We start from the raw sequence: 16,600 nt of genomic DNA on the forward strand, positions 1-16,600 counted from the left end.
CCCCGCACTGACCCGCCCCCTCCCGGGAGCCCGTTGCGCCTCCCGCCAGACGGTCGCCCCGTCGCGCCAGTCCGTTGCCCCCTCCCGCTAGCCCGTTGCGAGGCGAGTTTCAACCAAAGAACGCGTTCCGGGCGTGCGAAACCCGCCTCGGAACGGGAGGGGAGAGTCCGGCCGGACCCTATCCGCCCAGAGCGTCGACGACGGCCTTCCGCAGCTCCCGGCTCGGCAGAACCGAGACGTGGTCCCGCCCTTGGACGACAAGGCCGTCCGGGTCCGAGGTGCCGAAAAGGCGGGCGGCAGCCTTGACCTCCGCCGGCATGAGCGCCAGCTGGTCCTGGGAGCCGGCAGCCACGAGAACCAGCTGCTCCGGCGGACCTTCGGCCGCCAGGCGCTCGGCCCCGTTGAACGGGTCCTCGGCCGCGGCCTTGACGACGGCCTCGAGCCGCCGCTGCGCCTCGTCGTCGCCCGCCGCGTCAGTGGCCTTCGCCAGGAAGAGGGTCGACTCGTTCGTCACGCCCTCGGCCAGGTCCGCGAGATGGTCCCGGCGGGGCACCCCCGCGAGGACGAGTCGGCGAACCCCGGCATCCGGCATGAGGGCCAACTCCCACGCGAGAGTGGAGCCCAGCGAATAGCCCGCCACGTCCACGCTGCCCGTCTCACGTCGGGCGGCCTCGGCCTGATCAGCCGCCCACGAGAGGAGGTCCGCTCGGGTTTGCGGCAGGGGCGCCTCGCTCGAGCCGTGGCCGGGCAGGTCCGGCGCGATGACACGCCTGCCCGCCTGCTCCAGGGCGCGGATCCACCCCGGCTGGCCGAAGGTCTCCTCGGCCGTCGAGGCGAAGCCGTGCAGCAGCAGGACGGGAGGCTGTCCGGTCTGCCCGGTTGCAGTCACTGGCCGGCCCGTCAGGACGTGAGGCCGAGGGCCTCGTTGGTGGACGCCGTGACCTCATCGAGGAGATCAGGGTGCTCGTTGAGCTTCTTTCCGTAGGACGGGATGATCTCGCGCAGGCGCTCCTCGTACCGCGGGAAGTCCGTGCCGAAGCAGCGGCGAATGAGCTCGATCATGATCGGTGCGGCCGTGGACGCTCCCGGGGACGCGCCGAGCAGTGCGGCAAGCGAGCCGTCGGCGGACGTGATGAGCTCGGTGCCGAACTGGAGGATGCCGCCCTTCTGGGGGTCCTTCTTGATGACCTGGACGCGCTGACCGGCGGTGATGAGCTCCCACTGGCCCTTCTGCGCGGCGGGCGCGAAGTCCTTGAGCGCCGCGATGCGAGAGTCCTGGCTCTTGAGGACCTCAGTGACGAGGTACTTCGTCAGGTCCACGTTGTCCTTGGCCACGGCGAGCATCGGGACGATGTTCTGCGGGCGCAGGGACAGCGGCAGGTCAAGGAAGGAGCCGCCCTTGAGGAACTTCGTGGAGAACCCGGCGAACGGGCCGAACATGAGGGCGCGCTTGCCGTTGACGAAGCGGGTGTCGAGGTGCGGCACGGACATCGGCGGGGCTCCAACCTGCGCCTGGCCGTAGACCTTGGCGGCGTGCTGGGCCACGATGGACTCGTCGGTGCACCGCAGGAACTGCCCCGAGATGGGGAACCCTGCGAAGCCCTTGCCCTCGGGGATCCCGGACTTCTGCAGGAGGGGAAGGGCGCCGCCGCCGGCGCCGACGAAGACGAAGCGCGCCCGGATGCGGCGCTCCTCGTTCGTGTCGAGGTGCTTGACGAGGACGGTCCACGTGCCGTCCGCGTTGCGGGTGACGTCCTTGGCCTGGACCCGGTACTCGACCTGGCCGCCGCGCTCGCTGAGGGCAGCGACGAGCTTGCGGGTCAGGGCACCGAAATCGACGTCCGTGCCGCCCTTGAACCGCGACATGGCGAGGCGGGTGCCGGGGGTGCGGCCCTCCATGATGAGCGGCGCCCAGGAGCGGATGACCTCCGGGTCCTCGGTGTGCTCCATGTCCCGGAAGAGCGGCTCGGCCGAGAACGCCTCGTAGCGGGCGCGGAGGTAGTCGGCGTGCGCGTCGCCCCAGACGAAGCTTGCGTGGGGGATGGGATTGACGAAGGAGCTGGGGTCCGTGAGCCGTCCGCTGCGGACGAGGTGGGACCAGTACTGGCGGGTCACCTGGAACTGCTCGTTGATCGCGAGGGCCTTGGCGGTGCTCACGGTGCCGTCGGCGTTCTGGGGCGCGTAGTTGAGCTCGCAGAGGGCGGCGTGGCCCGTGCCTGCGTTGTTCCACGGCGCGGAGGACTCCGTGCCCGGGCGGTCCTCCATCTCGATGAGGCGGATCTGAAGGTTCGGGTCCACCTCCTGCAGCATCGTGCCGAGAGTGGCGCTCATAATGCCGGCTCCGAGGAGCAGGACGTCGGTGAATTCTTCCGTGGGCTGTTCAGCGCTCAACGCAGTTCCTAACCGGTCTTCAGTCATGAGGGGGTGTTTCTTTCAGCGTACTCTCGTCGGCCGCGGCGGGCGGAATCACGACGACGGGGCCTTGCGGCGGTGGTCTGCCGCGGGTCAGGTGTACCGGACGGAGCTCAGCACCTCGTCGAGGACGGGCGAGGCCGGGACACCTTGGACGTCCGGGGAGGTCGCGAGCGCGGAGACGGGGACGACGAGAGGCACGGCCGGGGCGAGCACGGCAAGCCTGTCGCCGATGTCGCCATAGGCCTCGAGCCGCTCGTCCGCATCCGTGAGGACCTGGGCGCGCTGGAGCGCCTCGGTGAGGTCGGCATCGGCGACCCCGAATTCGGCCCGTCCGTTGAGGAAGAGGGCTGTGACGAAGTAGCCGGGGTCGAGGAAGCCGCCGTTGAGGCCGCCGAGGTGGAACCCGCGCTGCCGCCGGGCGAGCATCTGCGCCTCGTACCCGGCGGTCCAGGGGATGGGGACGGGCTTGATGTTCAGGCCCGCGGCCTGGAGCTGCCTGGCCAGGAGCGCGTAGGTGCGCTCGGGGTACGGCAGGTAGAGGCGCGGCGCACCCGTGGGGTAGACGAACTCGATGGTCTCGCCCTTGTAGCCGGCGTCCTTGAGGGCGGAGGGGGCGTCGTCGGCGGTGACGGGGCGCTCGCCGGCGGGCCGCTGGGGGTTGCGCACGCGCAGGCGGGGCGGGAAGAAGCTGTCCGCCACCTTGGTGCCGTTGAGGAACTGGCCGGGGATGAGCGGCTGCTTCGAGATGAGGTCCGCGACGATGCGCCGGATGCGGGGCTTGGCGAGGACCGGGTGGGCCGCGTTCATGCCGAGATACAGGAGGGAGTACGGGTCTCGGGTGAGGGTGGGCTTGGCGTTGCGGGCCAGGCTCGCGGCCATGCGGGGCGTGACGAGGTCGATGACGTCGACCTTCTCCGTCAGGAGCGCGTCGAGCCGGCTCCACTCCTCGGGGTGGACGCTGAAGTCGATTCCGGTCACCGCGATGGGGGCCTGCGAGTTCTCGGTGAAGCGGGCGAGTGCGGCGGCCTTCGTCGTCGCCCTCTGAACCGTGAAGGGGCCCGTGCCCACGGGGAGGCAGGACTCGGGGGTGGTCTCAAGGCGAGTGGCCTGCGCGACCCGCTCGCGGGTCTGCGCGGGGGAGAGGACGCCGAACCCGATGTGGGAGAGGGCGGGGATGATGCCCGCGATGGGGCGGCGGAGCTTGAGCTCGAGGACGCGCTCGCCGAGGATGTCGCAGCCCTCGTAGAGGGAGGACTCGCCCTCGTGGGCGTGCGCGCGGAAGACAGCCCGGAAGGCGTTGGCCGGGTTGAGCGCGACGGCCTGCTCGGGCAGGCGGTAGAGGCGCTCGAAGGTGTCGCGCACGGCTGCCGGCGTCAGGGGGGAGCCGTCGTGGAACACGAGCCCGGAGCGCAGGGTGAAGCGCACTCGGTCCCCGGACTCGGCGATCGAGAAGGACTCGGCGAGGAGAGGGGTCGGGGCGCCCGTGGCCGCGTCCGTCCCCACGAGGGTCTGGACGGCCTGGCGGATGACTCGCTGCGACTCGATGTCGTTCGCGAGCGCCGGGTCCAGCGACGCGATGGGTGCTGGCAGGCCGAAGCGGAGGCGGCGCTCGACGGCGGGGCGGGAGTCGCTCGGCGGGACGACCTTCGGCGCGCAGGCCGCGAGGGCGGGTCCAGCCGCAAGAGCGAGGGAGCCTCCGAGGAAGAGGCGACGGGTCACCTGGTCGCGGTGGGGCCGCTCGGCTCCGGTCACGGGCGCACCTGCTTTCTCGATGACGTGGCCGCGTGCCGCCGCTTGCCGCGGGAGACGTAAGCCGGGTACTGGGTGCGCGAAGGGGGACTCGAACCCCCACGCCCGCAGGCACTGGAACCTAAATCCAGCGCGTCTACCAATTCCGCCATTCGCGCGCAATTTCCCAGAGTACACGAGGGGGTACGCGCGGACACGGGAGGCCCTCGGGGGTGGCGCTGCCCGGTGTGGCCTTAGCCCTGCGGGGAGTCCAGCCCGAGTTCGCGGCGCAGGCGCGCCACGTGGCCGGTGGCCTTGACGTTGTAGAGCGCGAGCTCCACGCGCCCCTCGGGGTCGATGACGATGGTCGAGCGGATGAGCCCCACCGTGGTGCGCCCGTAGGAGGACTTCTCGCCCCAGGCGCCGTAGGCGCTGGCGATCTCGTGGTCCGGATCGGAGAGGAGCGGGAAGGTCAGGGACTCGTTCTCCGCGAAGCGGCGGAGGGCCTCGGGGGAGTCGGGCGAGACGCCGAGCACGGTGAAGCCCTCCTTGGTGAAGGAGCCCAGGTGGTCGCGGAAGTCGCACGCCTGCTTCGTGCAGCCCGGCGTGGAGGCCTTCGGGTAGAAGTACAGGATGACTCGGCGGCCCGCGAGGCTCGCGAGGTCGACGGTCTCGCCCAGCGCGTCCTGGGCGGTGAAGGCGGGGGCGGTCTGTCCGGGCTCAATAAGGGTGCGTTCCGTCATGCCATCCACCATAGTGGCCGTTTCGCAACGGGTGGCCGCCCCCGGACGGGCTGCGGCCCACGCGCGCTGCCGCCCCCGAACGCGAGAATGCCGGGCTCTTCGCTGTGAAGAACCCGGCACTTCCGGTTGGTGCGCCCCCCGGGACTCGAACCCGGAACCCATTGATTAAGAGTCAATTGCTCTGCCAGTTGAGCTAGAGGCGCATCGTTACTCTGCTCTGCGGTGTTTCCCGCGGCGCCGTGCAACGAAGAAAGACTCTACCAGGGTTTTGGGGCGCGTGCAAAACGGGGCTCTCCCGTTCGGGAGCGGACTCCTGGGAGGACTGTCCCCAGCGCCCGGCGGCCCGTCCCGTGAGGGGATTCATGGGCGCGCCTCGGGCGGCCCAGCGCCCCGCGATCCCCGCCGTTACGCGGCGTCGCGGGCCAGAACCTGCATGAATGCGAGGAAGTCCGCGACGTCGTCGCTCTGATTAAGGACGGCGAGGGCGGGGCCGACCGGAGCGCTCGCGACGTCCTCCAGCGAGAACTCGAGTGCCAGACCGTTCGTTGTGATGATCCCCACAGTCCGATCGGTCGCGTCGACCGCCGCTACCGAGACGTCCATCTCCGAGATCTGCACGACGGGGGAGTCTCCGAGGGGGCACACGAGAATCTCACGCGGAGACGGGCGGTAGCCGAGGAGGAAGGTCTCCTGCGAGCGTGCGCCCAGCCCCTCGGCCACGAGGATGTTGTAGTCCCCGTAGTTGTAGACGCGCGCGTCGAAGAGTCCGCGGAAGTGGGTCTTGGCGAGAGCGTCGGCTCCGGCTGTCCGCTCGTGAGTCATGAGGCCTGCTTGCGATGGGGAGATGAGACGCGCCTCACGGTACCGGGGGTACTTTGGCGTTCCCCCGGCGGTCCCTCCACGTCACCTGAGCGGCGGGAGGCGGCGGCCTGGCGCCTCGCCTCGCCATGTGGACTCCGGGGCCAGGGAGAGGGCGACGACGACCGGCCGCAACATACACTGGCTCGCATGAAGGATGACAGCAGCGCGCAGAAGGACAACACGGGCCGCGAGGCCGCAGTGGACATCAAGCCCCGCTCCCGGGCGGTGACCGACGGAGTCGACTCGGCGCCGTCGCGCGGCATGCTCAGGGCCGTGGGCATGGGGGACGACGACTGGACGAAGCCGCAGATCGGCATCGCGAGCTCGTGGAACGAGATCACCCCGTGCAACCTGTCCCTCAACCGCCTCGCTCAGGGGGCCAAGGAGGGCGTCCACGCTTCCGGGGGATACCCGCTCCAGTTCGGCACCATCTCGGTCTCGGACGGCATCTCCATGGGGCACGAGGGCATGCACTTCTCGCTCGTCTCCCGCGAGGTCATCGCGGACTCCGTGGAGACCGTCATGCAGGCGGAGCGCCTCGACGGCTCTGTGCTCCTCGCCGGCTGCGACAAGTCCCTGCCGGGCATGCTCATGGCCGCCGCGCGTCTCAACCTGTCCTCCGTCTTCCTCTACGCGGGCTCGATCATGCCCGGGTGGGTCAAGCTCGAGGACGGCTCGGAGCGCCAAGTCACCCTCATCGACGCGTTCGAGGCCGTCGGCGCCTGCAAGACGGGGCGCATGAGCGAGGAGGACCTCGGCCGGATCGAGCGCGCCATCTGCCCCGGTGAGGGCGCGTGCGGCGGCATGTACACCGCCAACACGATGGCCGCCATCGGCGAGGCCCTCGGCATGTCGCTGCCCGGCTCGGCGGCGCCGCCCTCCGCCGACCGCCGCCGCGACGTCTTCGCTCACAAGTCGGGCGAGGCCGTCGTCGAGCTCCTCCGCAAGGGCATCCGCGCGCGGGACATCCTGACGCAGAAGGCCTTCGAGAACGCGATCGCCGTGACCATGGCGTTCGGCGGCTCGACCAACGCCGTCCTCCACCTCCTCGCCATCGCTCGCGAGGCCGAGGTCGACCTCCAGCTGGAGGACTTCAACCGGATCGGCGACAAGGTCCCGCACCTCGGCGACCTCAAGCCGTTCGGCCGCTACGTCATGACGGACGTGGACCAGGTGGGCGGCGTGCCCGTGGTCATGCGCGCCCTCCTCGACGCGGGCCTCATTCACGGCGACGCCCTGACGGTCACGGGCAAGACGGTGGCCGAGAACCTCGAGGCCATCAACCCGCCGGACGTCGACGGCAAGATCCTCCGCGCCCTCGACAACCCCATCCACGCCACGGGCGGCATCACGGTCCTCTCGGGTTCGCTCGCCCCGGAGGGCGCCGTCGTCAAGTCGGCGGGCTTCGACGCCGAGACCTTCGAGGGCCCGGCCCGCGTGTTCGAGCGGGAGCAGGCGGCCCTCGAGGCGCTCGGCAACCAGGAGATCCAGCCCGGTGACGTCGTCGTCATCCGATACGAGGGCCCCAAGGGCGGCCCCGGCATGCGCGAGATGCTCGCGATCACGGGCGCCATCAAGGGCGCCGGCCTCGGCAAGGACGTGCTCCTCCTCACGGACGGGCGCTTCTCCGGCGGCACGACCGGCCTGTGCATCGGCCACATCGCCCCCGAGGCGAGCGACGCGGGCCCGATCGGCCTCGTCCGGGACGGGGACCGCATCCGCGTGGACATCCAGGGCCGCTCACTCGACCTCCTGGTCGATGAGGACGAGCTCCAGAAGCGCCGGTCCGAGTTCCAGCCCCTGCCTGCCCGGTACACGACGGGCGTGCTCGCGAAGTACGCCAAGCTCGTCCACTCGGCGAGCGACGGCGCCTACTGCGGCTAAATCACGGCGGCGGACGGCGGGGCGCCAGCCGCGTCGTCGCCCGCTCCTCCTCAGCGCCGCCCCGGGCTCTCTCCGAGCTCGGGGCGGCGCTGTTCTCGTTGCGGACTGTGACCGTCGCACGCGTGCGGAGTTGGCGAGGGGACGGGCGCGGGGTCATACTTGGGCGTCGGCTGTGTGCGCCTCTTCACAGTGGCCGGCCTGTAGTCTTCCTCCATTCTGAAAGCACCCCACATGCAAGATTTCTTCACGTCGATCCAGTCGTGGTCGCCGATCCTGGGCGTCGTGCTCGTGGTCATCGGCTTCGCGCTGCGGTTGAACCCACTCATCGTGGTGACCGTTGCGGGCATTGCCGCGGCCCTTCTGGCCGGCATTGACCCGATCACGATCCTCTCCACGTTCGGCACCGGGTTCACCAACAGCCGTTCGATCTCGGTCGCGTTCATCGTCCTGCCCATCATCGGTCTCGCGGAGCGCTTCGGCCTCCAGCAGCAGGCGAAGCGCCTCGTGAGCCGTCTTGCGACGCTCACGGCGGGTCGCCTGCTCGCGATCTACCTCTTCTTCCGCCAGGCGTCGTCGGCCCTTGGCCTCACGAGCCTCGGCGGCCCCGCGCAGATGGTCCGCCCCGTGGTCTACCCGATGGCGGAGGGCGCCGTTGCCCGCAAGCACGGCGACTACCTCCCGGAGCGCGTGCGCGAGCGCGTCAAGGGCCACTCGGCCGGCGCCGACACCGTGGGCCTCTTCTTCGGTGAGGACTGCTTCGTGGCCATCGGCTCGGTGCTCCTCATCACGGCGTTCGTCGACAGCACGTACGGCCTGACCCTCGACGCGATCCAGATCGCCGTCTGGGCCATCCCGACGGCCATCGCCGCGTTCCTCATCCATGGCTTCCGGCTCCTGCGCCTCGACGGCGTCGTCGAGCGCGACATGAAGGCCGCGATCGCCGAGGGATGGACCCCTGAGCAGGAAGAGGCGGACCAGCGCGCAGCTGAGCAGGCCGCCCTTGCCGCCGCACGCGAGAGCGAGGCCCGCGCATGATCATGAGCGAATGGATCTACTGGATCGCCGGCGCGTTCTTCGCGACGGTGGGCATCCAGATCGCCCGGGACCCGGCGCACTCGAAGCGCTGGACCAACGCCGCATTCTGGATCCTCCTGGGCGCGTGCTTCTTCTACGGCGGGTTCATCCCGGGCAAGACGGGCGCCTCGGCTCTCGGCCCGAAGCTGCCCGCGGCGCCCCTCGGCGCCATGGTCATCGCCTTGGCGCTCATCGCCGGCCTCGGCCTGACGAGCCGCGGTGACGTTCTCACGACGACGGAGGGCGAGCGCGAGTCCTTCGCCCGCCGCTACGGCAGCCGCCTCTTCATCCCGGCGCTGACGGTGCCTGTCGTGACTGTCATCATCGCGGCCGGCATCTCGAAGATCCCGGTCAACGGCAAGCCCATGTTCGCCACGGGCACGGAGACCATCCAGGGCCTGACGATCGGCTGCCTCGTGGCGCTCCTCGTGGCTGTCGTCATGTTCCGGGTCAAGAGCCCGGCCGTCCCGCTCCACGAGGGCCGGCGCCTGCTCGAGTCCATCGGCTGGGCTGTCCTCCTGCCGCAGATGCTCTCGACGCTCGGCACGCTGTTCACGAACGCCGGGGTCGGCACGATCGTCGGCGAGTTCACGCGCTCGATCACGCCTGAGGGCAACCGCATTGTCGCGGTGCTCATCTACGCGCTCGGCATGTTCGTCTTCACGGCCATCATGGGCAACGCGTTCGCCGCGTTCCCGATCATGACGGCGGCGATCGGCTGGCCGGTGCTCGTCGAGGCGTACGGCGCCTCGCCGGCACCGCTCTTCGCCGTGGCCATGCTCGCAGGCTTCTCGGGCACGCTTGTCACGCCGATGGCGGCCAACTTCAACATCGTCCCTGCGGCGCTGCTGGAGATGAAGAACCAGTACGGCCCCATCAAGGCCCAGATCCCCACGGCGCTCATCATGCTGGCGGTCAACATCGTCTTCATGTGCGTCTTCCCCTGGCTGTAGGGGGAGTGGCTCCGGCGGCGCCTGGGTGCCGCTGACGGCTAGCAATCTCACATAGCGGCTCCGGTGTCTCACATAGTGGGACCCGGGGCCGTTGTGGTGGCACTGACGCCGCAAGGGGAGCACCATGGAGACCATGAACCACACCGTGCTTCTCGTCTCTATCATTTAAGGGGACGCCGGCCGCGCACCGCGGACCGACGTCACCCGTGAGCCCGCACCGCCCAGGAGGGTGGGAGGGCTTTTTTCATATGACGTGATCACAACTTAGGAGGCGCCGCGGGGCACGCGGTGTCGAAGGGGGAGCAGCACTCGCCATGAACGAGCACACAGAGGGTGAGGCGGCGCGCCAGACGGCCGCGGCCTCTGACGCCCAACCGACCATCCGCGAACGCATGACTGGGTCCCAGGCCATCATCCGCTCGCTTGAGCTTCTCGGCGTCACGGACATCTTCGGCCTGCCGGGCGGCGCGATTCTCCCCACGTACGACCCGCTCATGGACTCCACCGTCCTGCGACACGTGCTCGTCCGCCACGAGCAGGGCGCGGGCCACGCGGCCCAGGGCTACGCGATGGTCACGGGCAGGCCTGGCGTGTGCATCGCGACCTCGGGTCCCGGCGCCACCAACCTCGTCACGGCCATCGCGGACGCCAACATGGACTCCGTTCCGCTGCTCGCCATCACTGGCCAGGTCTTCTCGACCGCCATCGGCACGGACGCTTTCCAGGAGGCGGACATCGTCGGCATCACGATGCCCGTCACCAAGCACTCCTACCTCGTCTCGGACCCGGCCGACATCCCACGGGTCCTCGCCGAGGCGCTTCACATCGCGACGACGGGCCGCCCTGGGCCTGTCCTCGTCGACGTGACGAAGGACGCCCAGCAGGCCATGACGGAGTTCGTGTGGCCGCCCGTCGTCGATGTCAAGGGCTACAAGCCCGTGCTCTCGCCGAACCGGAAGCAGATCAAGGAGGCGGCGGCCCTCCTGGCCGGCGCCCGCAAGCCCGTCGCCTACGTGGGCGGCGGCGTCATCCGCGCGGGCGCGTCAGAGGAGCTGGCCGAGCTCGTCCACGCCATCGGCCTGCCGGTCACGACCACCCTGACGGCTCGCGGCGCCTTCCCGGACTCAGACCCGCTCCACCTCGGCATGCCGGGCATGCACGGCGCGGTCTCGGCCGTCCTCGCCCTCCAGGAGGCCGACGTCCTCCTCACGGTGGGAGCGCGGTTCGACGACCGCGTCACCGGCGTCCTCTCATCCTTCGCGCCCAAGGCGAAGGTCATTCACATCGATGTGGACCCCGCGGAGATCTCCAAGAACCGGCACGCGGACGTGCCGATCGTCTCCGACGCGAAGCCGGCCCTCGAGGCCCTCGCGAAGGAGATGCGGCGCCACAGCCCTGACTACGGCTCGTGGAACGCGGCGCTGGCCGGGCTCAAGGCGCAGTTCCCGCTCGGCTACACCGAGTCCTCGGACGGCCTCATGGTCCCGCAGCGCGTCATCGAGCGCATCGGCGAGCTCACGGGGCCGGAGGGCGTGTTCGTGGCGGGCGTCGGCCAGCACCAGATGTGGGCGGCCCAGTTCGTCAAGTACGAGCGCCCCGGCCAGTGGCTCAACTCTGCGGGCCTCGGCACGATGGGCTATGCGGTCCCGGCGGCCATGGGCGCCAAGGTCGGCAATCCCGAGCGGACCGTCTGGGCCATCGACGGCGACGGCTGCTTCCAGATGACCAACCAGGAGCTCGCGACGTGCGCGATCAACGGCATCCCCATCAAGGTGGCCGTCATCAACAACTCCTCCCTCGGCATGGTCCGCCAGTGGCAGAAGCTCTTCTACGACTCGCGCTTCTCCCACACGGACCTCAACACGGGGCACGGCACGCGCCGCATCCCCGACTTCGTCAAGCTCGCCGAGGCCTACGGCTGCGTGGGCCTGCGATGCGAGCGGGAGGAGGACCTGGACGAGACGATCCGGCAGGCGATGGCCATCAACGACCGGCCCGTCGTCGTCGACTTCGTGGTGAGCCCGGACTCGATGGTGTGGCCCATGGTCCCCGCCGGCGTCTCCAACGATCAGATCCAGACCGCCCGCGACCACACGCCTGTGTGGGAGCACGAGGACGAGGAGGCCTGAGGTGGCCAAGCACACGCTGTCCGTCGTCGTCGAGGATGTCCCGGGCGTGCTCACGCGCGTCTCATCCCTCTTCGCCCGGCGCGCCTTCAACATTCACTCACTTGCCGTGGGGCCGACCCAGGCCGCTGGGCAGTCGCGCATCACCGTTGTGGTCGACGCGGACGAGAAATCCCTCGAGCAGGTGACCAAACAGCTCCACAAGCTCATCAACGTCCTCAAGGTCGTCGAGCTCGTGCCGGAGAACTCCGTCCAGCGCGATCACATGATGATCAAGGTCAAGGCGGACGTCACGAACCGCACACAGGTGACACAGGCGGCGGAGCTCTTCCGGGGGCATATCGTGGATGTGGCGCCGGACTCACTGACCATCGAGGCCACAGGCACCTCTGAGAAGCTGGGAGCGCTCCTGGCCATCCTCGAGCCCTTCGGGGTGCGCGAGTACGTGCAGTCCGGCCTGCTGGCCATTGCCCGCGGCCCCAAGAGCACCCCCGAGAAGACCCGCACAGACCGCTAGCCTCAACGCTGGCGCACACACGTTCCGAACCACACGACACACGGGAGAGACACCATGACTGAGATGTTCTACGACGACGACGCCGACCTGAGCCTCATCCAGGGCAAGAAGGTCGCCGTCATCGGCTACGGCTCGCAGGGCCACGCCCACGCCCTCAACCTCCGCGACTCGGGCGTGGACGTCCGCATCGGCCTCGCCGAGGGCTCCTCGTCCAAGGCCAAGGCGGAGTCCGAGGGGCTGCGCGTCCTCTCCGTCGCGGACGCTGTGGCCGAGGCCGACCTCGTCATGATCCTCACGCCGGATCAGGTGCAGCGGACCGTGTACGCGGAGTCCATCGAGAAGAACCTCAAGCCGGGCAACGCGCTCTTCTTCGCCCACGGCTTCAACATCCGCTTCGGCTACATCGAGGCGCCCGAGGGCGTGGACGTTGCCATGGTCGCCCCCAAGGGCCCGGGCCACACGGTCCGCCGCGAGTTCGAGGCCGGCCGCGGCGTCCCGGCGCTCATCGCCGTCGAGAAGGACGCCTCGGGCAAGGCCCGTGAGCTCGCCCTCGCCTACGCCAAGGGCCTGGGCGCCACGCGCGCCGGCGTCATCGAGACGACCTTCACCGAGGAGACCGAGACCGACCTCTTCGGCGAGCAGGCCGTGCTCTGCGGCGGCGTCTCCCAGCTCGTCCAGTACGGCTTCGAGACGCTGACCGAGGCCGGCTACAAGCCGGAGATCGCCTACTTCGAGGTGCTTCACGAGCTCAAGCTCATCGTCGACCTCATGGTCGAGGGCGGCATCAACAAGCAGCGCTGGTCCGTGTCCGACACGGCGGAGTACGGCGACTACGTCTCCGGCCCGCGCGTGATCGACCCGCACGTGAAGGAGAACATGAAGGAGGTCCTCGCGGACATCCAGAACGGCAACTTCGCGAAGCGGTTCATCGACGACCAGGACAACGGCCGCACCGAGTTCCTTGAGCTCCGGGCCAAGGGCGAGGGCCACCCGATCGAGAAGACGGGCCGCGAGCTGCGCCAGCTCTTCTCCTGGCTCAAGGCGAACGACGACTTCACCGAGGGCAGCGTTGCCCGCTAGCCCGTCCCCAGGCCGTCCGGCCTGACAGCACCACCCCGGGGGTCGCCGTTGACCGCCTTCGCTGACCCGAGCGAACGGACGACGGCGGCCCCTGTCATCCCCGCACGAACACACCCCCGCCCGAGCCCAGAGCTCTCCAGACCCCACCCGACCCCAGCTCCCAAGGAAACGCCGTGAACGCTCGCAAGCCCGTAGTCCTCATTGCCGAGGAGCTCAGCCCAGCCACGACGCAGGCCCTCGGGCCCGACGTCGAGACCCGCAGCGTGGACGGCGCAGACCGCGAGGCTCTCCTCGCGGCGCTGCCTGGTGCGGACGCCGTCCTCATCCGCTCCGCGACGCACATGGATGCCGAGGCCATCGCCGCCGGCCGCGACCTGAAGGTCATCGCCCGTGCCGGTGTGGGCCTCGACAACGTGGACGTGCCCGCCGCGACGGCCGCGGGCGTCATGGTGGTCAACGCCCCGACGTCCAACATCATCTCGGCCGCCGAGCTGACGTGCGGGCACATCCTCAGCCTGGCCCGGCACATCCCGGCCGCCAACGCCTCCCTCAAGGGAGGGGAGTGGAAGCGCTCCGCCTTCACCGGCACTGAGCTCTACGAGAAGACGCTCGGCGTCATCGGCCTCGGCCGCATCGGCGCCCTCGTCGCCGCGCGGATGAAGGCCTTCGGCATGAACGTCGTCGCCTATGACCCGTACGTGACCGCCGCCCGCGCCGGACAGCTGGGAGTGACCCTGGCATCCCTCGACGAGCTCCTGGAGCGGGCCGACGTCGTGACGATCCACATGCCGAAGACGCCCGAGACCGTGGGCATGCTCGGGGCGGAGCAGTTCGCGCGGATGAAGTCCAGCGCCGTCGTCGTCAACGTGGCCCGCGGCGGGCTTGTCGACGAGGCCGACCTCGCGGAGGCACTGGCCACCGGGCAGATCGCCGGCGCGGGCATCGACGTCTTCGCGAGCGAGCCGAGCACCGACCTGCCGTTCTTCTCCCACCCGGGGGCCGTCGTCACCCCTCACCTCGGCGCATCGACCGCGGAGGCGCAGGAGAAGGCCGGCGTGGCCGTCGCGAAGTCCGTGCGCCTGGCCCTCGCCGGCGAGCTCGTCCCCGACGCGGTCAACGTGGCCGGCGGCGTCATCCACGAGGACGTGCGCCCCGGGATCGACCTCGTCGAGCGCCTTGGCCGCGTGTTCACCGCGCTGTCCAAGGGGTCGGTCGCCCAGATCGACGTTGAGGTCATGGGGGAGATCCACGACAAGGACGTGACCGTCCTCGAGCTCTCCGCGCTCAAGGGCGTCTTCCGGGACGTCGTCTCGGAGCACGTGAGTTACGTCAACGCGCCCGTCATCGCCGAGGGCCGCGGGATCGACGTGCGCCTCACAACGTCGCCGGAGAGCGACGACTACCGCAGCGTCCTCGCCGTGAGCGGCACGCTCCAGGACGGCACGCGGCTGCGCGTCCGGGGCACCCTGACGGGTCCGCGGCAGCAGCAGAAGCTCGTGGGCGTCAACGGGCACGAGCTCGAGATCGCCCTCACGGACCACCTCGTGGTCCTCGAGTACACGGACCGGCCAGGAGTCATCGGCGCCGTGGGCCACATCCTCGGCGAGCGCGGCGTCAACATTGACGCGATGCAGGTCTCCCGGGACGACTCCGAGGACACGGCTCTGGCGGTGCTTGCCGTGAGCGCGGCGCTGCCCGAGGGCGTCCTTGAGGCACTGCGCAGCGAGGTCGGAGCGGAGCGGGTGCGCGAGATCGACCTCGCCGGGTAGCGGGGTGGGGGAGGACGACGGCGGCCAGCCCGGCGCCAGCCGCCGCCGTCGGCTCATCCCCGCCGCCCGCACGTGAGGCTCCGCGGGGGCGTTAGCCTCACTTAGGCACCTAAGTGAGGCCATTGTGCAGACTTAGCCTCACTTAGTGTCATAAGTGAGGCTAAAGTGGTTCTATGACCTCAGAAAGCGCGCCGACAGCCGTGTGGCCGCCCCTGGACTACGAAAGCGGGCCCTGGGACGTGAGTCCCGTCTCCGGGATGGCGCGTCTGGATCGGTGGCGCGTCGGCCAACCGTACAAGGCCGCCATCCCGCACAGAATGGGTGATCACGAGCTGATCCTCTCGCCGCGCGTCTCGGCCCTCGCTGAGGAGGCCGCCTCGGAGATCAGAGCCTTCGACGCCGAGCACGGCGGCACGGTGGCGCCCTACGCGGCCCTGCTCTTGCGCTCCGAATCGGCCTCGAGCTCAGAGATCGAGAGGCTCTCGGCGTCAGCACGGAGGATCGCTGAGGCCGAGGTGACGGGGGCGGGCACTGAGCACGCGCTCATGATCGTGGGCAACGTGCGCGCCATGAACGCGGCGCTTCGTTTCGCCGAGACACTCGACGTCGCCGCGCTTCAGTCCATGCACCGCGCTCTCATGGAACGCAGCGACCCCGAGGGGGCAGGACAGCTCCGTCAGGACCAGGTGTGGATCGGCGGACGCGCCTTCATGGGCGCCGGCTCACCTCATGACGCTGACTTCGTGCCACCGGTCGCGGGGAGAGTGCCCGGGGCCCTCGAGGACCTCATGGAGTTCGCTGCCCGGATGGACCTGCCGGCCCTCGCGCAGGCCGCCGTGGCACACGCCCAGTTCGAGACCATCCACCCCTTCGAGGACGGCAACGGGCGCACGGGCCGGGCTCTCCTTCAGGCCATGCTTCGAGCGAAAGGCATCACCCGCTCCGTCACCGCCCCGGTGAGCGCAGGACTCCTGGCAGACCCCTCGGACTATGTCGCGGCCCTGACTGCATACCGCGAGGGGGCGATCGACCCTATCGTCGAGTGCGTGGCCCGAGCATCCCTCATCGGACTGGTCAATGGGCGCAACCTGGCGTCCGACCTGGCCGATGTCCGCCTCGCCTGGGAGGAGCAGCTCCAAGGGGTCCGTGCGGACTCAGCCGCACGCCGACTCGCGGAGGGGCTTTTCCAGCAGCCTGTCGTCTCCGCCCAGCTCGCGCGCGAGCTCCTGGGCGTGGAGGCCAACGAGCACCGGCACATCAAGGTCCTCGAGGAGCGCGGCATTCTCAAGCAGACTCGGCATCACAAGACGCGGAACTCCACCTGGCGCGCCGACGACATCCTCCATGCCCTTGATCGGTACGCCGATCGACCCGGGCGGTGGCGGCCCCTGCGCTAGGCTGCAGGGACGACGACGGGGCCGGCCCGGCGCCAGCCGCCGTCGTCGTCCTC

At 69.8% G+C, this 16,600-nt stretch carries 13 protein-coding genes and 2 tRNA genes; 8 read left to right on the plus strand and 7 right to left on the minus strand.

Annotation, left to right across the window (positions count from 1 at the left end; all coding sequences use genetic code 11):
* Positions 1-178: 178 nt before the first annotated feature.
* The 7 genes from J2S35_RS08865 to J2S35_RS08895 form a co-directional block, all read right to left on the minus strand.
* Positions 179-889 carry an alpha/beta fold hydrolase gene (locus J2S35_RS08865; protein WP_309852408.1) on the minus strand — a complete coding sequence of 237 codons (711 nt, stop codon included), beginning with the start codon at positions 887-889 and terminating at the stop codon, positions 179-181.
* A gap of 11 nt (positions 890-900) precedes the next feature.
* Complete coding sequence (locus J2S35_RS08870; protein WP_380083455.1) at positions 901-2,418, minus strand: malate:quinone oxidoreductase; 1,518 nt, start codon at positions 2,416-2,418, stop codon at positions 901-903.
* Positions 2,419-2,505: 87 nt separating this feature from the next.
* Complete coding sequence (locus J2S35_RS08875) at positions 2,506-4,167, minus strand: ABC transporter substrate-binding protein (RefSeq protein WP_309852413.1); 1,662 nt, start codon at positions 4,165-4,167, stop codon at positions 2,506-2,508.
* Between the two features lie 73 nt (positions 4,168-4,240).
* Positions 4,241-4,322, minus strand: a tRNA-Leu gene (locus J2S35_RS08880).
* Positions 4,323-4,397: 75 nt separating this feature from the next.
* Complete coding sequence (gene bcp / locus J2S35_RS08885) at positions 4,398-4,886, minus strand: thioredoxin-dependent thiol peroxidase (RefSeq protein WP_309852415.1); 489 nt, start codon at positions 4,884-4,886, stop codon at positions 4,398-4,400.
* 127 nt (positions 4,887-5,013) lie between these two features.
* A tRNA-Lys gene (locus tag J2S35_RS08890) sits at positions 5,014-5,089 on the minus strand.
* 202 nt (positions 5,090-5,291) lie between these two features.
* Entirely contained in the window at positions 5,292-5,708 is a 417-nt protein-coding gene (locus J2S35_RS08895) for a hypothetical protein (RefSeq protein ID WP_309852419.1), read from the minus strand.
* Positions 5,709-5,894: 186 nt separating this feature from the next.
* Here J2S35_RS08895 and ilvD point away from each other — a divergent pair, with 186 nt between their 5' ends.
* From ilvD to J2S35_RS08935, 8 genes are all read left to right on the plus strand, one after another.
* The gene (gene ilvD / locus J2S35_RS08900; protein WP_309852422.1) at positions 5,895-7,631 is read left to right on the plus strand and encodes a dihydroxy-acid dehydratase; all 1,737 of its coding nucleotides are present in this window, start codon (positions 5,895-5,897) and stop codon (positions 7,629-7,631) included.
* A gap of 231 nt (positions 7,632-7,862) precedes the next feature.
* Entirely contained in the window at positions 7,863-8,666 is an 804-nt protein-coding gene (locus J2S35_RS08905; RefSeq protein ID WP_309852425.1) for a DUF969 domain-containing protein, read from the plus strand.
* Between the two features lie 2 nt (positions 8,667-8,668).
* Positions 8,669-9,658 (plus strand): DUF979 domain-containing protein, encoded by a 990-nt coding sequence (locus J2S35_RS08910; protein WP_309852427.1) that lies wholly within the window; start codon positions 8,669-8,671, stop codon positions 9,656-9,658.
* A 314-nt stretch (positions 9,659-9,972) separates the two neighbouring features.
* Positions 9,973-11,787 carry an acetolactate synthase large subunit gene (locus J2S35_RS08915; protein ID WP_309852430.1) on the plus strand — a complete coding sequence of 605 codons (1,815 nt, stop codon included), beginning with the start codon at positions 9,973-9,975 and terminating at the stop codon, positions 11,785-11,787.
* A gap of 1 nt (position 11,788) precedes the next feature.
* A complete protein-coding gene (gene ilvN, locus J2S35_RS08920) occupies positions 11,789-12,301 on the plus strand; it encodes an acetolactate synthase small subunit (RefSeq protein ID WP_309852434.1) in 513 nt (170 codons plus the stop codon).
* A gap of 54 nt (positions 12,302-12,355) precedes the next feature.
* A complete protein-coding gene (gene ilvC / locus J2S35_RS08925; RefSeq protein ID WP_309852437.1) occupies positions 12,356-13,381 on the plus strand; it encodes a ketol-acid reductoisomerase in 1,026 nt (341 codons plus the stop codon).
* 173 nt (positions 13,382-13,554) lie between these two features.
* On the plus strand, positions 13,555-15,150 hold the full coding sequence (gene serA / locus J2S35_RS08930) for a phosphoglycerate dehydrogenase (protein WP_309852439.1): 1,596 nt from the start codon (positions 13,555-13,557) through the stop codon (positions 15,148-15,150).
* 173 nt (positions 15,151-15,323) lie between these two features.
* On the plus strand, positions 15,324-16,547 hold the full coding sequence (locus J2S35_RS08935; RefSeq protein ID WP_309852442.1) for a Fic family protein: 1,224 nt from the start codon (positions 15,324-15,326) through the stop codon (positions 16,545-16,547).
* The last annotated feature ends 53 nt before the right edge of the window (positions 16,548-16,600 follow it).

This window comes from Falsarthrobacter nasiphocae (assembly GCF_031456275.1).
Classification (GTDB): Bacteria; Actinomycetota; Actinomycetes; order Actinomycetales; family Micrococcaceae; genus Falsarthrobacter; species Falsarthrobacter nasiphocae.

Coding starts and splice junctions, on each gene's coding strand:
- J2S35_RS08915 (WP_309852430.1), top strand. CDS start 9,973: ATGAACGAGCACACAGAGGGTGAGGCGGCGCGCCAGACGGCCGCGGCC.
- ilvD (WP_309852422.1), top strand. CDS start 5,895: ATGAAGGATGACAGCAGCGCGCAGAAGGACAACACGGGCCGCGAGGCC.
- ilvC (WP_309852437.1), top strand. CDS start 12,356: ATGACTGAGATGTTCTACGACGACGACGCCGACCTGAGCCTCATCCAG.
- J2S35_RS08870 (WP_380083455.1), bottom strand. CDS start 2,418: ATGACTGAAGACCGGTTAGGAACTGCGTTGAGCGCTGAACAGCCCACG.
- J2S35_RS08895 (WP_309852419.1), bottom strand. CDS start 5,708: ATGACTCACGAGCGGACAGCCGGAGCCGACGCTCTCGCCAAGACCCAC.
- bcp (WP_309852415.1), bottom strand. CDS start 4,886: ATGACGGAACGCACCCTTATTGAGCCCGGACAGACCGCCCCCGCCTTC.
- J2S35_RS08935 (WP_309852442.1), top strand. CDS start 15,324: ATGACCTCAGAAAGCGCGCCGACAGCCGTGTGGCCGCCCCTGGACTAC.
- J2S35_RS08910 (WP_309852427.1), top strand. CDS start 8,669: ATGAGCGAATGGATCTACTGGATCGCCGGCGCGTTCTTCGCGACGGTG.
- J2S35_RS08905 (WP_309852425.1), top strand. CDS start 7,863: ATGCAAGATTTCTTCACGTCGATCCAGTCGTGGTCGCCGATCCTGGGC.